The sequence below is a fragment of the Arenimonas sp. genome, from assembly GCF_041919775.1.
Classification (GTDB): Bacteria; Pseudomonadota; Gammaproteobacteria; order Xanthomonadales; family Xanthomonadaceae; genus Arenimonas.
In genome coordinates this window covers 31,641-50,962 of record NZ_JAYRTE010000012.1, presented here as the reverse complement: position 1 = coordinate 50,962, position 19,322 = coordinate 31,641, and the positions used below count along the sequence as shown (strand labels likewise).

The following is a 19,322-nucleotide window of genomic DNA, read 5'->3' as shown; positions in this document are numbered from 1 at the left end:
CCGGCCGCCATGCCCGGTAGATAGGGACGGCCACCGTGCCTTCAAGGCTCCTGCAGCGCCTGGGATTAATCCCCCATTTGCTTTCGATCGGCCTTCCGATATAACGATCCTCCAGCCCACTCCCCATGCTCCCGGAGCCCCCATGACCATCCAGGTCGGCGAAAAGATTCCCCAGGCCACCCTCAACGTGCTTCGCGATGGCGTCCAGGCCGTCGATACCCGCGAACTCTTCGGCGGCAAGAAAGTGGTGCTGTTCGCCGTGCCGGGCGCCTTCACCCCGACCTGTTCGGCCAAGCACATGCCCGGTTACGTCGAGAACATGGCCGCGTTCCGCGAGCGCGGCATCGAGGTCGCCTGCCTGTCGGTCAACGACGCCTTCGTGATGGGCGCCTGGGCCAAGGACCAGGACGTGCCCGCCGACCTGCACATGCTGGCCGACGGCAATGGCGCCTTCACCCAGGCGCTGGGCCTTGAACTCGACGCCACCGCATTCGGCATGGGCCTTCGCGCCAAGCGTTTCGCGCTCTATGCCGAGGACGGCGTGGTGAAGCAGCTGCACGTCGAAGCGCCGGGTGAATTCAAGGTTTCGGCGGCCGATTACGTACTCGAACACCTGCCCGCGGGCTAATCGAGCACGCGCAGGTTCAGTTCGGCCCAGGCGCCGGTGTCGGCCAGCGCGGTCACGCGCTGCGGGCCGGGTTGGTCGAAGCGCATCGTCCAGCTGCCCTGGCCGCGGGTTTCCCCGGCCAGGCGCCCGTTCACCAGCCACTGCACCCGCGCGCTCGTGCCCAGTGCCCGCAGCCGCAGGCTCGGTGGACGCTGGCTGCCTGGCGGTGAAGCGAGCAGGCTGCCCTCGGCCGGGCCATCGATGCGAAGGTTTTCCAGGCCATCGAGGGCGTCCGGGGCGCAATCGGGCGACAGCGGCGGTATCGCGGACGCACGGCGTTCGACCGCCGGCAGCCAAGGGGCCGCGAGGCTGGGCCAGCGGGCGATCTCGATCCGTCGGCGCGGCGGCTTGCCGAGGCAATCCACCGACAGCCGCTTCCCGCTGTGCGCGTGCACGTCGAAGGCCAGCCGTCCCGCGCCCCAGGTGCGCGCCTCGCGCTCGGGCAGGGTCGGCGGCAGCTGCCCGGCCAGGGTCCAGGCCTCGCGTCGGCGGTGGCAGAGCGAGGTTGCCTGCGGATCCGGCGGCAGGCCCAGCGGCCAGCAGATTTCCCGTTTCTCGACGCTCGCCGGCATCGGCGGACGCTGGCCATCGCGTGGGTCGCGCGGCAGGCCGTCGATGACTTCGAACAGCAGCGGCAGCGCCGTGATCGCACCGTACTGGCCGGGAAGCGGCGTGCCATCGGGTCGCCCCACCCAGACGCCCACGGTGTAGCGCGTCGTTCCGCCGATCGCCCAGGCATCGCGGAAGCCGTAGCTGGTGCCGGTCTTCCAGGCCACGCGGCGGCGGCCCGAGGCATCGACCACGCCTTCGCGCAGGCCGGGCCGACCGTGCTGTTCAAGGATTTCGCGCACGATCCAGGCGGCGCCCGCGGAAAGCAGGCGGCGCTCGCGCAGCGGCGCGTCCGCGGTGTAGCGCACCTCGCCGGCCAGGCCCTCGCGGTTGAGCGCGGCATAGGCGCCGACGAGTTCCTCGAGCCGCGTGCCGGTGCCGCCGAGGATGATCGACAGGTTCGGCTTCGCGCCGCGCGGCAGCTGCAGGCCGACGCCGCCATGGGCCAGGCGCGCGGTGAACCGCTCCGGGCCGACCCGGTCGAGCAGGTCCACCGCCGGCACGTTCAGTGACAGCCGCAGCGCCTCGGCCACCGACACCGGGCCGTTGAAGGTCGGGTCGAAATTGGCCGGCCGGTAGTCGCCAAACGACTGCGGGGCGTCGACCAGCAGGCTTTCCGAGTGCACCAGGCCGTCGTCGATGGCCAGGCCGTAGAGGAAGGGTTTGAGCGTGGACCCCGGTGAGCGCACCGCACGCACCATGTCGACGTGACCGAGCCGGTCGGCGTCGCCGAAATCAAGCGAACCCACGTAGGCGCGTGCCGCGAGGGTTTCGTTTTCCACCACCAGCAACGCGGCCGAACTGCGCTCGGGCAGCGGCGCGAAATACGCGGCCAGCCTCGCCTCGAGGCTGCGCTGCAGGTCGGCGTCGAGCGTGCTGCGGATACGGCCTTCGCCGGGCAGCGCGGCGTGCAGCCGGCGCGCCAGCAGTGCCGCGTGCATCGGTGGCCGCAGCCGCCTCGACACCACCGGCTCGATGCGTGCGGCGTCGACCTCGTCGCGATCCCAGTCACCCTGCGCGACCAGCCGGTCGAGCACCTTGTCGCGCGCCCGCCGGGCCGCGTCGGCGTGCCGGTCGGGCCGCAGCCGGCTGGGCGCCTGCGGCAGCACGGCCAGCAAAGCGGCCTCGGCGCGCGAGAGCTCCCGCGAAGACTTGCCCAGGTAGGCCCAGCTGGCGGCCTCGACGCCTTCCACCGTGCCGCCGAAGGGCGCGTGGTTGAGGTAGAGCGCCAGGATCTGGTCCTTGTCCAGCCGCCACTCGAGCTGCAGCGCCCGCAGCGCCTGCCGCAGCTTGCCGCCGACCGTGCGCGGATGCGGTTCGATGATGCGCGCGACCTGCATGCTCAGGGTCGAACCGCCCGACACCACCCGGCCATGGCGCAGGCGCTGCCATGCGGCCCGCGCCAGCGCCAGCGGATTGACGCCGCCGTGGTGGCGGTACCAGCGGTCCTCGTAGGCCAGCAGGGCCTGCAGGTAATACGGCGACACCTCGTCCGGCGTCACCGGATAGCGCCAGGTGCCTTCGCGGTCGGGAAAGGCGCGCAGCGGGGAACCATCGGCGGCCAGCACCACCGTGGCGCCACCGGCGACGGGCAGCCGGGGCGGGACTACGCGGTCGAGCACCGCCCAGGCGCCCAGCCACAGCGCGAGCGCAAGCAGCAGCCAGCGGCCGGGACGGTGCCCGCCGCCGGCCTGCCGGTTGCCGGAACTGCCCACTCAGGGCGTTCCGACGGTCACCGTGGCCGGGCTGGCGCGACCGGTGCCACGCAGCTCCGGACGGTACATGTCCTCGGCCTGCGGCGGCGGCAGCGCATAGGTGCCTGGCGTCACCGCCCTCACCAGGTAGAACAGGTGCGCCGGCTGTCCGGGATACAGCTTGATCGCGGCCACGTAGCGATCGTCCCGATACTCCTCGTGCGCCAGCTCCGCCGCGAAACCGCGCTCGGACAGGGTGATGCCGTTGATCTTCACCCCGCTCCACTGCTCCGGGTCGCTGAGGTTGAGGTTCTCGATCTCCAGGCCCGCGGCCAGGCGGTCGACCACCAGCGCGTCGGGCATGGCCTCGCGGGCCTCGATGCGCAGCGCCGCCACCAGGACCTGGCCTTCGCGCAGCGATCCGGGCTTCCACGGGCTGCCGTCGGGGTTGTGCCAGCTGCGCACGACGCTGATCGCGCTGTCGTCGAAGGCCGGCGGGCGACGCGGGATGCCGGTAACGTCGAGGATGCTGAACACCGCTTCTTCCGACGCCGGCGTGAACCGCACGCCGGCCACCAGTCCGGCGTGATCGAAGCTGCGCACGTGCATACGGTCCGGCGCGAGTTCGCTACTCTCGCCGCCGGCCACGAGCGTGCCCGAGAACGTGCGTTCGCCGTCGAGCGCCAGCTGTCGTCCCAGCCGCGCCAGCGCGATCTGTTCGCGCGTGCTGTACCAGGCCGGGCTGCCGCTGCCACGCGTCTGCAGGTCGCGGGACAGGGCCAGCAGGCGCTGGTCCTGGCCGTCGGCGTCGCGCTCGTGTTCGCGCAGCAGCGCCAGCACCAGGGCCTGGTCGCTCACCTCGCTGCCGTAGTCGCCCAGCCAGCGAGGCCGCTGCGAGGCCTTGGCCAGGCCTTCGCGGATCGCCGCGTCACCGCGGGCGATGTCGCCCTGCAGCGACAGCGCCAGGCCCAGCTGCACCAGCGGCAGGCCGGTCAGCGCCTTGTCGCGCTGGTTGTCGTAAAGCGCGCGCAGCGTGCCGAGCGGCGCCCGGTTGAGGCTGGCCAGCACCAGGCCAGCCTGGGCCTGGTAGGCGAAACGCAGGTGATCCGACTGGTCGTAGGCGTAGAACGGCAGGCCGCCGGACAGCAGGTCCTCGTTGAGCCGTTCCAGGGTCTTCTGCAGCATCGCCTCGGGCACGGCGAAACCTGCGTCGCGTGCGGCCAGCAGGAACTCCGCGATCGCCGGCGTCAGGATCGGCGAGGTGTCGCTGCCGCCCCACATCGAGAAGTGGCCGCTGTCGGCCTGCAGCGCCGCGAGGCGGCTGATGCTGGCCTCGAGGCGGCGACGGCGTTCGTCGGCGGCCAACCCGGCCAGGCCCAGGCCCGCGGCGGTGTCTTGGTCGAGCAGCAGCGCGGCGTGGCCGCGGCTGAGCGTCTGTTCGGCGCAGCCGTAGGGATAGTCGAGCAGCTCGCGCAGCGCCTGCGCGAACGGCACTGGCGGCTGCGCGGCCAGCGTTAGCCGCGCCGACACGGTGGCCGGCATCAGCCCCTCGGCCAGGCTGGCGTCCAGGGCCAGCGTGTCGCCCGGTGCCACCGATTGCGCGCGCGAACGCGCCACCGAACCCCAGGCCGGCCGCACCGGCAGGTCGAATTCGCGGTTAACGGCGTGGCCGCCGCCGGTGACCTTGAGTTTCAGCAGGCCGACGCCCACGCCTTCGGTCGCCGACAGTGCGAAGCCCAGCGTCTCGCGTGCTTCGGGCGCCAGCGACACCTTGCGCTGCCCGCCGGCGACCGCCAGCGGTCCGTCGGTGTCCAGGCTGACGGTGAATTCACCCGCCTTGCCGGTGAAGTTCTGCAGGTCGATCGTGACGGTGCTGCGGTCGCCGGGTGCCAGCACGCGCGGCGCACTCAGTTCGGCCAGCACCGGCGCGCGCAGCACGCTTTCCGTGCTGGCCTGCCCGTAACGGTCGTCGGCGAAAACCAGCGCCGAGATCCGCAGCGTGCCGTTGAAGTCCGGCACCGGCAGCGTCACCGCCGCGCGACCCTGCGCATCGAGCTTCACCGGTCCGGCGAACAGGTCCACCGTCTTGACCCGCGCCGTCGGGCGCCGCGCCTGCGGCAGGGCCAGCAGCGCCATGTCGCCGCCGAAGCGCAGGCGCGCGGCCTCGCCTTCGAAACTTTCGATCACGCGTCCGTAGAGGTCGTGGGCCTCGACGCCAAGGCGACGCTGCGCGAAAAAATGCGCGCCCGCGTCGGGCACCGGGAACCGGGTGATGTTGATGATGCCCAGGTCCACCGCCGAAATCGTCGCCCAGGCGGTCTGCCCGGCCAGCGCCGGCGCGGCCACCGTCACCGGCAGCCCGGCCTCGGGCTCGGCCTGGGCCGGCGCCTCGATGCTGACCTCGACACGACGCGCCTTCCGGTCCATCGGCACGTGCGCAACGCCGACCGCGCGCGCGGGCGTCACCTTGTCCAGCGCCGATCCGCCGCGGAACACCAGGGCGGTGATGTACACGTCGTGGCGCTCCCAGTCCTCGGTGACCTCCAGTTCGTAGGTCGCGCCGGGTTTGGCCTCGAGCGGCTGCACGTGCAGCAGCTGGTCCGATTCCACCAGCAGCAGGCCGGGGCCGGGATGCGGCGGCGTCACCGTGACCGCCAGGCGGTCGCCGGCGCGGTAGTGAGTCTTGTCGAGTGCCAGCTTGACCTTGTCCGGGCGGGCGTCGAGGCCACGGTTCTGGTTGTCCCAGCTCCAGCCGGCCACGAAGGGCAGCCGCGTCACCAGGCCGGTGGCCGGATCGCGAACTTCCAGCCGGTATTCGCCCCACTCCACCGGGAAATCGATGCGGCTGCCGCCCCCGGCGCGCGCGGCCAGCTCGCGGGTTTCCACGGTTTCGTGGCGGGCGGTGAAGTCGAAGGCCCAGCCGCTGTCGTCGCGGCGCCAGTGGTAGTCGCGGTGCTCGCGCACCAGGCTCACTTCCAGCGCGCCGTCGGCCAGTCCGCCGGCGGCGTTGCTGCGCAGGATCTCGAAGCCGGCGTTGCCGTTCGCGGGCGCGCCTTCCTTGGGGTCGAACAGGGGCCGCACGCCCACCAGCACCGGCGCCGGCCAGAGGCTGCGCGCCAGGGTGCGCGTGACCGGGCGGCCGCCGCTTTCGTAGACACTGCCCGAGACCAGCACTGACACGGGGCCCGCGGGTCTGGCCACTTCCTCCGGCAGCGTGATGTCCTGGGCGAGCTCGCCGTCCGCATCGAGTCGGGCGTCGATGACGTCGCGCGGTTCCCGCGGCATCGCCAGGCCGGGGTCGCCGAAATGGTGGTCCGGCAGCGACTCCACCGGATGCAGCGCCGGCGACAGCGACAGTCTTGCGGTGAAACGATTGCCGGCCGCGGGCGCGCCGTACAGGTAGTCCGCATCCACGGCCAGCGCCAGCGGCTGGCCGGGGGCAAGGTTTTCCGGCGCATCCAGCGCCAGCTTCATGCGTTCCGGCAGGAATTCTTCGATGCGCAGCGCCAGGCCCTGCACCACGTCCTTCGCGCCGGGCTCGGTGCGGAATTCCACCCGCCAGCGGCCGGTCGGCGCCTCCGGCGGCAGGGCCTGCTGCCATTCGTAATATCCGCCCTCGCCCGGCGGCAGCCGGGTTTCCAGATACAGCTTGCCGTCGGGCTGGCGCAGCGACAGGAACAGCGGCTGCGGCTTGACCGCCTTGCCGTCGTGGTCGCGCATCAGCGCGGAAATGCGCAGCGTTTCGCCGGGCCGGTACAGGTCGCGCCCCGACCAGGCGAAGACGTCGAACCAGGCCTGGCTCCGCCCGGCGACCGCGAATTCGGAAAGATCCAGCGCCGGCTGGTTGAACGGCAGCACCGACACGTCGTTGCCGCTGCGCGCCACCAGCACGTGGCTGGCATCGAGGCCATAGGCCACGCGCGCATTGCCGGCCGCATTGGTCTGCGCGGCCACGACCACGCTGCCGTCCCGCCCGAGCACCTGCAGCTGCACGTCGCCGGCCGGATCGCCGGACTTGAGCGAAGCGGCGTGCACGAAGACTTCCTCGCCGTAGGCACGCAGGTGCAGGCCCAGGTCGCTGACGAAAAAGATCGCCGTCTCGTACTCCTCGTCGTAGCCGCCGACCCGGCGCATCAGCGCGAAGTACACGCCGGGCTGCTGCAGTTCGGCGATGTTCTGCACCGGCAGGTAGGACACCCGGCGCTCGTTCGGCGCGCCGGCCAGCACGAAGCGGTTGAGGTACACCGGCTCGGCGACCCGGGTGATCGCGACGCGGTCCTGCCAGCGGCTTTCGGACAGGTCCCAGCCGCCGCGACGGCCGCCGCGCTGGTAGCTGACGAAGAAGTTCGCAAGCTCGGCTTCGCGCACGCGCAGGAACTCGACGTCCACCTCGGGAACGTTTACCGACACCACCGGCAGGCCGCGGGTATCACGCGCGGGCAGCACGCTGCCCTGCGAGGCGAAACCCACCGCCGGCTCCACCGGGGCGGTGTCGAGCTCGCGCTCGACGTCGGCGCCCAGCGTGCTGCCGTCGGCGGCGGCCAGCTCGCCACGCAGGCGCACGCGGTATTTCCGGCTGGCCTCGACGTAGGGGAAGCGCAGCACGGTCGCCGTGTCGTCGAGCACCCAGCTGCCCTTGACCACCTCGCCACCGGGCCCGGTCACCGCGATGCGTTCGTCGAAGGCCTGGCCGGCAGCGAGCGCGCGGGTGAAGCGAAGTTCGATCGCCGTGGCCCCGTCGTGCTGGCCGTGGCCGGCGCCTTCAAGCGCGAATCCGTCGCTGCCGGCGCGGGTATCCACCGGCGCGCCGCCCTGCAGTTCCGGCACCTGGCCGGCATCGCGCTGGCAGGCAGCGGCCAGCGCGACCGTGGCGGCGACCAAAAGAACTACCGCGACGCGGCGGAACACGCTCTGGAACGACATGGCCTGGCTCCCGGGGGGACCCGGGCAGTATAGGCCGGCCCGGCACCGGCCAAGGCCGGTGCGCGGCTTATTCGCCGGCGATCGGCAGTTTCGCGGCCTGCGCGGTCGCGGCGGCGACCTTCTCCACCGGGATCATGCGCAGCACCATGTCGGCCATGTCCATGCCGATGCCGGTATTGCGCGAACGCATCATCTGCGCGAGATCCACGTCCACGTAACCCATCGGCAGGCCCTCGTGCGAAAACGCCAGGCCCGGCACGCCGTCCACCAGCAGGCGGAAGGTCGGGGTCTGGGTCTCGCCGAGCACCAGCCCCGGCCGGAACACGGCGACGCCGCCGTATTCATCCGAGGTACGCAGCACCGAGAAAAACACCATGCCGGGCTTCGCCGGCGCGCCGCGGGAAAGGTCGACGAAAGGCAGCGCGCCGTCCGGGTCGCGCAGCCGCAGCCAGGCCAGGCCGAGCGCGCTGTCGCGGGTCACCAGGTCGGCCGGCCGCCACTCGTCGCTGCCGGCCAGGCGCACGCGGAAATCGCTGGACTTGGCCACCGGCGCGCCCTCCCCGCCCTCCTGGAAGCTGGAGAAATCCAGGCTGATCGTGCGCTCGGGCACCAGCAGCAGGCCGTCGGCGCTGACCAGCACCGCCTGGGTGCGGTCTTCGACGCGCTGTTCGTTGCCGGAGTTGGTCACCGACATCACGAACTTCACCGTGACCACGGCATCGGCATGCCGTTCGCCGAGCATGCTGAAGACGTCGCGGTAGTCGTCGAAGTCCTCGGCGGTGGTCGCGGCCGCGACCGGCAGGGAAGCCAGCAGCAGGGCGAGGGCAAGCAGGCGGACGAGGGTCATGGCGTCTCCGTGAGCCAGTAGCGTTCGAGGTAGAGGATGCGCGTTTCGGCGCCGCGCAGCACCTGCACGGGGATCACCTGGCCGTCGCCGCCCGCCAGCGCGGCATCGAGCGCCGACTGCAGGCTCGCCAGGTCCACCACGGCCTGGTCGCCGAGGCGGACGATGACGTCGCCGCGCTGCAGGTGCGCCAGGCCGGCCGGACCGCCGGCTTCGACGCCATCGACCACCACGCCCTTCTGGCTGGCGGGCAGGTCGCGGGCGGCGCGGTCGAAGAAGCCCAGTTCCCGGGTCTGCGCGCGCAGGCGCGTCAGGGCCAGGGTACGCAGCGCGGAGGTATTGGCCGGGGCGGCGCGCAGCGCCACTTTCAACGCCAGGTCGCGGTCGCCGCGGCGGGCCTGCATGGTCACTTCCTGGCCCACCGCGAGGTCGCGCACGCGCTGGTGGAACGGCAGGTCGGAGGTTTCGTTGGCCGCGCGCAGGGAAACGCCGTCGATCGCGGTCAGCAGGTCGCCAATGCGGGCGCCGGCCTCGCCCAGCGGGCTGCCGGGGTAAACGCGGGTGATGCGGAACCCCGGGCCCGGCAGGCCCAGTTCGCGCGCCAGCGACGTGGTGATGGGCTGGACCTCGACGCCGGACCAGGCCTTGTCGAGTTCCGGCAGCGGCACGCGCACCTGGTCGCCGTGCTTGGGAACCAGCAGGGCGATGCGCCGTTCCGCGCCCCGGCGGTATTCGAGCACCAGCGGACGCGCCTGCGACGGCGGCGCGCCAGCCACCGCCTCAAGCGCCGCCAGGTCCGGCACCGGTTTGCCGTCTACGCTCAGCAGCAGGTCGCCTTCGGCCAGCGCCGGACGGGCGATGGCCGCCGGGCCACCCGGTCGCAGGCCGGTGACCAGCAGCCCGGTCTCGCCCTCGAGGTTGCGGCGCCGGCCCATCGCGGCGGTCAGCTCGGCCAGGGACACGCCGAAGGGCGCGAAGGCCTGCTCCTTGCCGCGATCCTCGGGCTGGGCGCGGGTGGTGAGGGTGAGCTCGCGGCTTTTTCCGCCCTGGGCGATGCCCAGGCGGACGTCGGCGCCGATCGGCAGTTCGGCGATGCGGCGCTGCAGGGCGGGCACGTCCACCGGCTGCGGGGCATCCACCGGCACGCCGTCGACCGAAACGATGCGATCGCCGGCGCGCAGGCCGGCTTTCTGCGCGGCCGAGCCGCGTTCGACCGAATTCACCAGCACGCCCCGGGTTTCACCCGTGCCCTTGAGCGAGCGCAGGCGGAAGCCCAGGTGCGAGCGTTTGATCTCGCCGCGCTCCACCAGCGCGTTCACGACGTCACGGGCATCGGGGCCGGGGATCGCGAACGCCAGGTCGCCGCCGAAGATCATGCCGCGGGTGTTGACGCCGACGATGCGGCCGGAAAGGTCCACCAGCGGTCCGCCGGAGTTGCCCGGGGCGATGGCGGCGTCGTGCTGGATCCAGGCGTAGTAGCGACCGGTGGGTTCATCGGCGCCGAGGCGGTCTTCGTAGTCGGCTTCGTCGTCGAACAGCGAGACCAGCAGGCGGCGCGGGTTGTTCACGACGCCGGCGCTCATCGAATTGGACAGGCCCCAGGGCGCGCCCATCGCCAGCACGGTATCGCCCGGCGACAGCTCCAGCGTGTCGGCGAACCGGGCGTGAGCGAAGGTTTCGGGCTTCGGCGGCTGCACCTTCAGCACGGCCAGGTCCGAGAGCGTGTCGGTGCCGACCAGGCGCGCCGGCAGCTCGCGGCCGTCGGCGAACACGACGCGGAAGCTGCGACCGTTCTGGGTGACGTGGGCATTGGTGGCGACATGGCCCTCGGGCGTGACGACCGTGCCGCTGCCGGACGAGACGGTGAGCACCGGCTCGCCCTGGTTGAAGTCCTCGCGCACGGTCAGGATGCTCACCACCACCGGCAGCACCTTGTCCCGCGCCGCGGCGATCGTTCGGGCATCGGCGGCGACGACCGAAGGCGAGGCAGCCGGATCGGCCAGGGCCACGCCCGGCAGGAAGACGAGGCAGGCGGCCAGCAGGGCCGCGGCGGAACGGGTCGGGGTCATCGGACGCTCCATGGGATTCCGGGCTTAGGGTACAGGCCGCGCGGAAGGTTCCGCGCGGCCTGGCCTTTCACGGGGCGCCGGCGGCATCAGGCGCCGGGCTGTTCGCCTTCCGGCGCGGCATCCACGGCCGGACCGGCATCCACCTCGCCACCGCCCTCGCCTTCGCCTTCCGCATCGACTTCAAGCACGTCCACGCGTTCGACCGCGATCAGCTTCTCGTCCTTGCCCACGCGCATCAGGGTGACGCCCTGGGTGTTGCGGCCGACCTGGCTGACTTCCGAGGCGCGGGTGCGCACCAGGGTGCCCTGGTCGGAGATCAGCAGGATCTCGTGCTTTTCGGTCAGCTGGATCGCGCCGACCAGCGCGCCATTGCGCTCGGACACCTGCATGGCGATCACGCCCTGGGTGCCGCGGCCCTTGCGCGGGAACTCCGACACCGGGGTGCGCTTGCCGTAGCCGTTTTCGCTGGCGGTGAGCACGTCGCCCTCGCCATCGATCACGATCATGCTGACGACCTTGGCGGCCTGGCCTTCGCCGTCGTCCTTCAGGCGCATGCCGCGCACGCCGGTGGCGGTGCGGCCCATCGGCCGGACCTCGCCTTCGTCGAAGCGCACGACCTTGCCGTTGCTGGCGAACAGCATCACGTTGCACTCGCCGTCGGTGAGCTGCACGTCCACCAGGCCGTCGCCCTCGTCGAGGTTGATGGCCCAGATGCCGGTGGAACGCGGACGGGAGTAGTCGGAGAGCGGGGTCTTCTTGACCGTGCCGTCGCGGGTCGCGAAGAAGACGTAGCGCTGCTCGTCGAACTCGCGCACCGGCAGCACCGCCTGCACCTTCTCGCCTTCCTGCAGCGGGATCCAGTTGATGATCGGGCGGCCGCGGGCGTTCGGGCCGGCGTCGGGCAGCTGGTAGACCTTGAGCCAGAAGACCCGGCCGGTGCTGGTGAAGGTCAGCAGGGTGTCGTGCGTATTGACCACCCACAGGCGGTCGATGAAATCCTCTTCCTTCATCGCCGTGGCCGAGCGGCCCTTGCCGCCGCGCTTCTGGGCGCGGTAGGTGGTGAGCGGCTGGCGCTTGGCGTAACCGGTGTGCGACAGCGTGACCACCACGTCCTCGGACGCGATCAGGTCGAGCACGTCCAGGTCTTCCTCGCTCGGGCGGATCTCGGTGCGGCGGTCGTCGGCGTATTCGGCGCGCAGCGACTGCAGTTCGTCGCGGATCACCTGCAGCAGGCGCTCCGGGTTCTCGAGGATCTCGATCAGCGCGCGGATGGCCTCGAGCAGCTGCTTGTATTCCTCGGTCAGCTTTTCCTGCTCCAGCCCGGTCAGGCGGTGCAGGCGCATCTCGAGGATCTGCTGGGCCTGGGTTTCGGTGAGCTGGTAACCGCCGGCCTGCATGCCGACGCCTTCGGGCAGGTCTTCGGGACGCGAGGCGTCGGCGCCGGCCGCGGCCAGCAGCGCGCCGACCAGGCCGGGCGGCCAGGTGCGCGCGAGCATGCGCTCCTTGGCGACGGCCGGGTTCTCCGAGGTCTTGATCAGTTCGATCATCTCGTCGATGTTGGCCAGAGCGACCGTCAGGCCTTCGAGGATGTGGGCGCGGGCGCGGGCCTTGCGCAGTTCGAAGATGGTGCGGCGGGTGACCACTTCGCGGCGGTGGCGCACGAAGGCCTCGAGCATCTGCTTGAGGTTGAGGATCTGCGGCCGGCCGTCGACCAGGGCCACCATGTTGATGCCGAACACCGATTCCATCGGCGTCTGCAGGTACAGGTTGTTGAGCACCACCTCGGCCGATTCGCCGCGCTTGACCTCGATGTAGATGCGCATGCCGTCCTTGTCGGACTCGTCGCGCAGCTCCGAGATGCCCTCGATCTTCTTTTCCTTCACCAGCTCGGCGATCTTCTCGATCAGGCGGGCCTTGTTGACCTGGTAGGGGATTTCGGTGACGACGATGGCTTCGCGGCCGTTGTCTTCGTTGACTTCGACCTCGGCCCTGGCGCGGATGCGCACGCGGCCGCGGCCGGTGTGGTACGCAGCGTGGATGCCGGCGGCGCCGTTGATGATGCCGGCGGTCGGGAAGTCGGGGCCCGGCACGTACTGCATCAGGTCGGAGATGCTGGCTTCCGGGTCTTCGATCAGCGCGATGACGGCGTCGATGACCTCGCCGAGGTTGTGCGGCGGGATGTTGGTGGCCATGCCGACCGCGATGCCGGCCGAGCCGTTGACCAGCAGGTTCGGGAACCGCGCCGGCATGACCGTCGGCTCGAGTTCCTTTTCATCGTAGTTGGGCTGGAAGTCGACGGTTTCCTTGTCGATGTCGGCCATCAGCTCGTGGGTGAGCCGCGACATGCGCGCCTCGGTGTAACGCATGGCGGCGGCGGAGTCGCCGTCCACCGAGCCGAAGTTGCCCTGCCCGTCCACCAGCAGGTAGCGCAGCGAGAACGGCTGCGCCATGCGCACCAGGGTGTCGTACACCGACTGGTCGCCGTGCGGGTGGTATTTACCGATCACGTCGCCGACGATTCGCGCCGACTTGTAATAGGGCTTGTTGCTGTGGGCACCGAGTTCGTTCATCGCGAACAGGACGCGGCGGTGCACCGGCTTGAGGCCGTCGCGGACATCCGGGAGGGCGCGGCCGACGATGACGCTCATGGCGTAATCGAGGTAGCTCCTGCGCATCTCGTCTTCGAGGTTGACCGGGATGATTTCCTTCGCGAGATCTGCCATTCGTGATTCCGTTCCAGAGCCTGTGGGCAGGCGTTTCAGTAGCCCGGAATCATACCAGAAACCGCTCTTTGGCGGAGCGGTTTAGACGGCCAAAAACAAGCACTTAGACCGTTGATCCGGCCCCGAACATGGCCGCCATGCGGCTGGCGTCAGGCTGGTGCACCACGCCGCGCTCGGTGACGATGGCATCGACCAGGCCGGCCGGGGTGACGTCGAACACCGGATTCCAGGCCTGCACGCCCTCGGCGACCATGCGGGTGCCGCCCACCGACAGCAGTTCCGCCGGGTCGCGCATCTCGATCTCGATGTCCTCGCCCGACGCCGTTTCCATGTCCACGGTGGACGACGGCGCCACCACCATCAGGCGGGCGCCGTGGTGGCGGGCGACGATCGCGTGCGAGTAGGTGCCGATCTTGTTGGCCACGTCGCCGTTCGCGCAGATGCGGTCGGCGCCGACGATCACCCACTGCACCTGCCCGCCCCTGATCAGGTGGGCGACGGCGCCATCGCCGACCAGGGTGGCGGGAATGCCGTCCTGCAGCAGCTCCCAGACCGTCAGGCGCGCGCCCTGAAGCCAGGGCCGGGTCTCGCTGGCGAAAACCTTCGCGATGCGGCCTTCGGCGACGCCGGCGCGGATGACGCCCAGCGCGGTGCCGAAACCCGCCGTCGCCAGCGAGCCGGTGTTGCAGTGGGTCAGCACGCCGCTGCCCGGTTCGATCAGCGCGGCGCCCAGCGCGCCCATGTGGCGGTTCGCGGCCAGGTCCTCGGCCTCGATCGCGCGCGCTTCGCATTCCAGCACCTCGCGCCAGTTGTCGCCGGCGACGCGCAGCGCCCGGCGCACGCGCGCCAGCGCCCACATCAGGTTCACCGCGGTCGGCCGGGCGGCCTGCAGCCGGTCCAGCGCCGGGCCCAGCTTGTCCAGGGCTTCGGCACCGTTGCCGGCTTCGACGGACCGACCGGCCAGCACGGCGCCCCAGGCCGCGGAAATGCCGATTGCCGGCGCCCCGCGCACGACCAGGTCGCGGATGGCGGCCGCCACCGCGTCGCTGTCGGCGCAGGCCACGTCCTCGACCACGAAAGGCAGCTTGCGCTGGTCGAGCAGCGCCAGGTGGTCACCCATCCAGCGGATCGGGCGGATGCGGTCGTAGCGGTCGAAATCCATGGCGGCTGCCGTGAGGAGTAAAGAACGCGCAGTTTACCAAGGCACGCCGGCGCGCCACCGCGCTATCCTGCCGCCATGGCCAGCCGACCCAGCCGCCGGACCGCCGGCACCGCGCTTCCCGATTCGGGCATCGAAACCCTGCTGCACGGCGCCTGCGTCCGCGCCGGCGCAGGCGCGGCGATGCAGGTGGTGCTGGACCGCCTGCCCCTGCTGAGGCCGCTGCTGCCCGCGGGCCTTCGTTTCGTTGGCAGCCGCGAGTCGGCGCAGGCGACCCAGCGCGCGATGGTCGAGGAAATCTATCGCCGGTACCGGCTCAAGCCTGCTGCCTGGGAAGTCGAAGGCGTGCTCGCGGTGGCGCAGACGCAGGCGGTGCTCAGCCCGCTGGCAACGCGCGAGAGCCTGCGCAGCCTGCTGCGCGGCTGGCTGCCCGACGCCCTGAGCGCGCCGCTGATGCGCTACACGCCGCTCGAGCCGCTGGTCACCGCCACCGTGCACGCGGTCGCCGAAACCTGGGCGGCCGGGCGTTACGCCGACAGCGTCTGCCGCCTGCGCAAGGCGGGCGCCGACTGGCTGCCCAAGCCCCTGGCCAGCGCCCTGAACATGGCGCCGTCCACGCTCAGGTCCTGGAGCGCCGAGGCGCTGTCGCTGGCTATGCCACCGCTGAAGCTGGCGACGACGCTGGGCCGCCAGCTGACCGGCCTGGCCCTGCCGCGCATGGCCGTTGGCGCCGGCACCCGGAAGACGACCAGCAAAAAGGCGCCCGCTCGAAAGCGGGCGCCTTCGAAAGCCGCCGACAGGCCTCAGAAGACGACGAAGTCGGCGCGACAGCCGCGGTCGACCCAGACGCCGTCGCGGCGGAAGCCCCAGGAGCGGCCGTAGGTGCAGCCGGCGTCGCTCAGGCGACGCTCGACGTTGGCCTCGCGCAGGCCGCCGGGAACGCGGCAGAAGTTCGGGCGGTTGTCATGAGACTCGCAGCGCAGCAGGCGCGGCTGCGCCTCACGATAGCCGTAGCCGTAGCCCTGGTTGCCGCGACCCCGGTAGCGCGCGCCGTGGCGCTCATCGTAGCGACCCTGCGCGAACGCACGGCCACCGACCTCGAAATGGCCACGGCAGCCTCGGGTCACCCAGATGCCGCCACGGTCATAACCCCAGGTGCGGCCGAGCACGCAATCGGCCCGCGATTCCTGGCGGACGATGCGCACGCCGCCGCGGGTATCGACGGGGCAGTAGCGGTCGCGCTGTTTGATCGACTCGCAGCGCAGCACCTGCGCGCCGCCGCGATAGCCGTCGTAGCGGTAGTCGTCGTAGCGGTCGCGGGCCTGGGACAGGCCGGGCAGCGCCACGGCCGCAAGCACGAGGGGAATGAAGAATCGGGTCATGGGATGTCCTCCGTCACGCCGGACCGGGCGCCGACGGTCCCCAATGTAGGCAGGAGGGACTGAATCGCCGGTCAATCCGGCGCTAAACGCGCGTGCGCGCTCAGAAAACGTTCATGCCCGCTCGAACGGGAAAGCCAGCACGTCGGCGATCTTCTCGGTGCCCAGCAGGGCCATCAGCAGGCGATCGACGCCGAGCGCGACCCCGGCGCAGTCGGGCAGCCGGGGCAGCGCGGCAAGCAGCCGTTCGTCGATGGCCGGTTCGGCCGCGTTGCGGGCGCGCCTGCGGGCCAGGTCGAGTTCGAAGCGGGCGCGCTGTTCGTCGGCCTCGTTGAGCTCGTGGTAACCGTTGGCCACTTCCAGCGGCCCCAGGTAGGCCTCGAAACGTTCGGCGACGGCCGGCTTGCCGGGGCGGATGCGGGCCAGCGCGCACTGGCTGACCGGATAGTCGTAGACCAGCAGGATGCGGCTGGCCGGGATCGAGGGCTGGATGAGGTGGGTCATCAGCAGGTCCAGCCAGTCGTCGCGGGTCAGGCCGGCCGGATCGATGTCGTAAACGCCCAGCGGCGAGCGCAGTTCCTCTTCCGGCGCCGTCATCGGGTCGAAGCCGAACTTGTCCAGGTAAAGCTGGCGGAAGCTGGTGTCGCGCACGGTTGCCCGGCGTCCGGCCAGCGCAAGCGCAGCCTTGAGCAGCTCCGCGGTTTCGTCCATCAGCCGGTGGTGGTCCCAGCCGACGCGGTACCACTCGAGCATGGTGAACTCGGGGTTGTGGCGCACGCCGGCTTCGCCGTTGCGAAACACACGGCCCAGTTCGTAGCAGTCGCCGATACCGGCGGCCAGCAGGCGCTTGAGCGGGAATTCCGGCGAGGTCCGCAGCCAGCGGCTGCTCGCGCCGGCCGAACGCGGGCCGGTGAATTCGAGCCGGAAACTCTCGATGTTCGGGTCGGTGTTGCCGGCCATCGACAGCATCGGGGTCTCGACCTCGAGCACGCCGCGATCGGCGAAGAACTTCCGGATCAGCGCGTAAAGGTCGGCCCGCAGGCGCAGGGCCCGGGCATGGGCAGTGGGCTTGCTGTTTTTCATGGCGCTACTTTACGCCGCGGCCGTCGGACGCGACGTGATGCCGGTCACCGCCCTTCGTGCTCGTTCAGGAAGGCCAGCAGGCGGGCCTCGTCCCAGACCTCGATGCCGAGCGCGGTGGCCTTCTCGAGCTTGGAGCCCGCCGCCTCGCCTGCCACCAGGAAGCTGGTCTTCTTCGAGACGCTCGAGGCGACCTTGGCGCCCAGGGCCTGCAGGCGGTTGCCGGCCTCGTCGCGGCTCATCGAATCCAGCGAGCCGGTGAGCACCACCGTCTGGCCGGCCAGCGGCCCTTCGGCGGCCCGCTGCGGGCCGGTTTCGGGCCAGGTGACGCCGGCGGCGCGCAGGGCGGCGATCACCTCAAGGTTATGCGGTTCGGCGAAGAAGCCGGCGATGCGTTCGGCCACGACCGGCCCGATGTCCGGGATCTCGACCAGGCTGTCCAGCGCCGCCGACATGATCGGATCGAGCGCCCCGAACCAGCGTGCCAGCGTGCGCGCGGTCGATTCGCCGACATCGCGGATGCCCAGCGCGAACAGAAGCCGCTCGAGCGTCGTGGCCTTGCTGGCGGCGATCGCCTCCACCAGGTTTTCCGCCCAGCGCGTGGCGATCTTGCCGGCCTTCACGGTTTCCGGAATGGTGCCGTCGCGCTCGTCGGCGCGGCGCTTCATCTCCAGGAAATCGCCCAGGCCCAGTGCATACAGGTCGGCGACCGTGCGCACGTAGCCGAAATCCACCAGCGCCTCGATGAAGCGCTCGCCCAGGCCGTCAATGTCCATGGCCTTGCGCGACGCAAAGTGCACCAGCGCCTGCTTGCGCTGCGCCGGGCAGACCAGGCCGCCGGTGCAGATGAGCGTCGCGCCCTCGGCGTATTCGACGCCGGCCTTGGTCTGGCGCAGCACCTTGCGCACCGCTTCGATGTGGGAACCGCAGGCCGGGCACGCCGCCGGGAACTGCCAGGGCGCATGCAGCGGCCTGCCCTGCCCGTCCAGCGGGCGCCGGACTTCGACCACGCGCACCACTTCCGGGATCACGTCGCCGGCGCGGCGCACGATGACGGTGTCGCCCTCGCGCACGTCCAGCCGCGCGATCTGGTCGGCATTGTGCAGCGTGGCATTGGTGACGGTGACGCCCGCGACCTGCACCGGCGCCAGCCGCGCCACCGGCGTCAGCGCGCCGGTACGGCCAATCTGGACCTCGATCGCCTCGACCGTCGTGCTCTGTTCCTGGGCCGGGAACTTGTGCGCGATCGCCCAGCGCGGCGCCCGCGAGACGAAGCCCATGGCTTTCTGCTGGTCCTGACGGTCGAGTTTGTAGACCACGCCATCGATGTCGTAGGGCAACTGGTCGCGCTGCGCGCCGATGCTTGCGTAATACGCCAGCAGGCCGTCGGCGCCGCGCGCCACCGAAACCTGCGGCGAGACCGGGAATCCGAAGCCCCGCAGCGCCTGCAGCAGTTCGGAATGGCGTTCGGGCACCGGCCAGTCGCCGGTGGCGCCAAGCCCGTAGGCATAAAAGGACAGCGGCCGCGCGGCCGCAAGCTTCGGATCGAGCTGGCGCAGCGAGCCTGCCGCGCCGTTGCGCGGGTTCGCCAGCACCTTGCCGCCGGTCTCGCGCATGCGCGCGTTGTAGGCCTCGAAGCCGGCGCGCGGCATGTAGACCTCGCCGCGCACCTCCAGCAGCGCCGGCGCCTGGGCGCCGCGCAGCTTCAGCGGGATGGCGCGGATGGTGCGCAGGTTCTGGGTGACGTCCTCGCCCGTCGCGCCGTCGCCGCGGGTGGCGCCGCGCACGAAGTGGCCGTGCTCGTAGCGCAGGCTGATCGCCAGGCCGTCGAGCTTGGGCTCGACCGAAAACGCCGGCTCGGCCTCGCCCAGCTCCTTGCCGATGCGGGCGACGAACTCGCGTACTTCCTCGTCGCTGAAGGCGTTGTTGAGCGACAGCATCGGCACGTCGTGCACGACGGTGTCGAAGCCGGGCAGGATGCCGGCGCCGACCCGCTGGCTTGGCGAATCGGGCGTGCGCAGGCCGGGGTTGGCTTCCTCCAGCGCCTGCAGCTCGCGCAGCATCTCGTCGTACTCGGCGTCCGGGATCGCCGGATCGTCGAGCACGTGGTAGCGGTGGTTGGCGTCCTCGAGCGCGAGGCGCAGGGCCGCGATGCGTTTTGCCGGGTCGGTCATG

At 71.1% G+C, this 19,322-nt stretch carries 10 protein-coding genes and 1 pseudogene; 2 read left to right on the top strand and 9 right to left on the bottom strand.

Annotated features, from left to right (window positions below; all coding sequences use genetic code 11):
- The first annotated feature begins 142 nt into the window (after positions 1–142).
- Positions 143–628 (top strand): peroxiredoxin, encoded by a 486-nt coding sequence (locus tag ACE3TE_RS08485; RefSeq protein WP_374604018.1) that lies wholly within the window; start codon positions 143–145, stop codon positions 626–628.
- Here ACE3TE_RS08485 and pbpC read toward each other — a convergent pair.
- From pbpC to mtnA, 6 genes and pseudogenes are all read right to left on the bottom strand, one after another.
- Positions 625–2,991 carry a penicillin-binding protein 1C gene (pbpC, locus tag ACE3TE_RS08480; protein ID WP_374604016.1) on the bottom strand — a complete coding sequence of 789 codons (2,367 nt, stop codon included), beginning with the start codon at positions 2,989–2,991 and terminating at the stop codon, positions 625–627. The genes ACE3TE_RS08485 and pbpC overlap by 4 nt on opposite strands.
- Positions 2,992–7,893 (bottom strand): alpha-2-macroglobulin, encoded by a 4,902-nt coding sequence (locus ACE3TE_RS08475; protein ID WP_374604015.1) that lies wholly within the window; start codon positions 7,891–7,893, stop codon positions 2,992–2,994.
- Positions 7,894–7,960: 67 nt separating this feature from the next.
- Entirely contained in the window at positions 7,961–8,740 is a 780-nt protein-coding gene (locus tag ACE3TE_RS08470) for a hypothetical protein (protein WP_374604014.1), read from the bottom strand.
- Positions 8,737–10,806, bottom strand: a complete 2,070-nt coding sequence (locus tag ACE3TE_RS08465) for a PDZ domain-containing protein (protein ID WP_374604013.1) — start codon at positions 10,804–10,806, stop codon at positions 8,737–8,739. The genes ACE3TE_RS08470 and ACE3TE_RS08465 overlap by 4 nt, the downstream gene beginning before the upstream one ends.
- A 188-nt stretch (positions 10,807–10,994) precedes the next feature.
- Positions 10,995–13,529, bottom strand: a pseudogene (gyrA, locus tag ACE3TE_RS08460) (DNA gyrase subunit A); the annotation flags it as partial.
- A gap of 103 nt (positions 13,530–13,632) precedes the next feature.
- Positions 13,633–14,691: an S-methyl-5-thioribose-1-phosphate isomerase gene (gene mtnA, locus ACE3TE_RS08455; RefSeq protein WP_374604012.1), complete on the bottom strand. Its 1,059-nt coding sequence runs from the start codon at positions 14,689–14,691 to the stop codon at positions 13,633–13,635.
- 75 nt (positions 14,692–14,766) lie between these two features.
- Here mtnA and ACE3TE_RS08450 point away from each other — a divergent pair, with 75 nt between their 5' ends.
- Positions 14,767–15,570 (top strand): hypothetical protein, encoded by an 804-nt coding sequence (locus tag ACE3TE_RS08450; RefSeq protein ID WP_374604010.1) that lies wholly within the window; start codon positions 14,767–14,769, stop codon positions 15,568–15,570.
- On the opposite strand, the gene ACE3TE_RS08445 is transcribed toward ACE3TE_RS08450, so the two are convergent.
- The 3 genes from ACE3TE_RS08445 to ligA all read right to left on the bottom strand — a co-directional run bounded on the left by ACE3TE_RS08445 (position 15,492) and on the right by ligA (position 19,321).
- Positions 15,492–16,070 carry a DUF3011 domain-containing protein gene (locus ACE3TE_RS08445; protein WP_374604009.1) on the bottom strand — a complete coding sequence of 193 codons (579 nt, stop codon included), beginning with the start codon at positions 16,068–16,070 and terminating at the stop codon, positions 15,492–15,494. The genes ACE3TE_RS08450 and ACE3TE_RS08445 overlap by 79 nt on opposite strands.
- A 111-nt stretch (positions 16,071–16,181) precedes the next feature.
- Positions 16,182–17,150 (bottom strand): EF-P lysine aminoacylase EpmA, encoded by a 969-nt coding sequence (epmA, locus tag ACE3TE_RS08440; RefSeq protein WP_374604007.1) that lies wholly within the window; start codon positions 17,148–17,150, stop codon positions 16,182–16,184.
- A 44-nt stretch (positions 17,151–17,194) separates the two neighbouring features.
- Complete coding sequence (gene ligA, locus ACE3TE_RS08435) at positions 17,195–19,321, bottom strand: NAD-dependent DNA ligase LigA (RefSeq protein ID WP_374604005.1); 2,127 nt, start codon at positions 19,319–19,321, stop codon at positions 17,195–17,197.
- Position 19,322 lies beyond the last annotated feature (1 nt).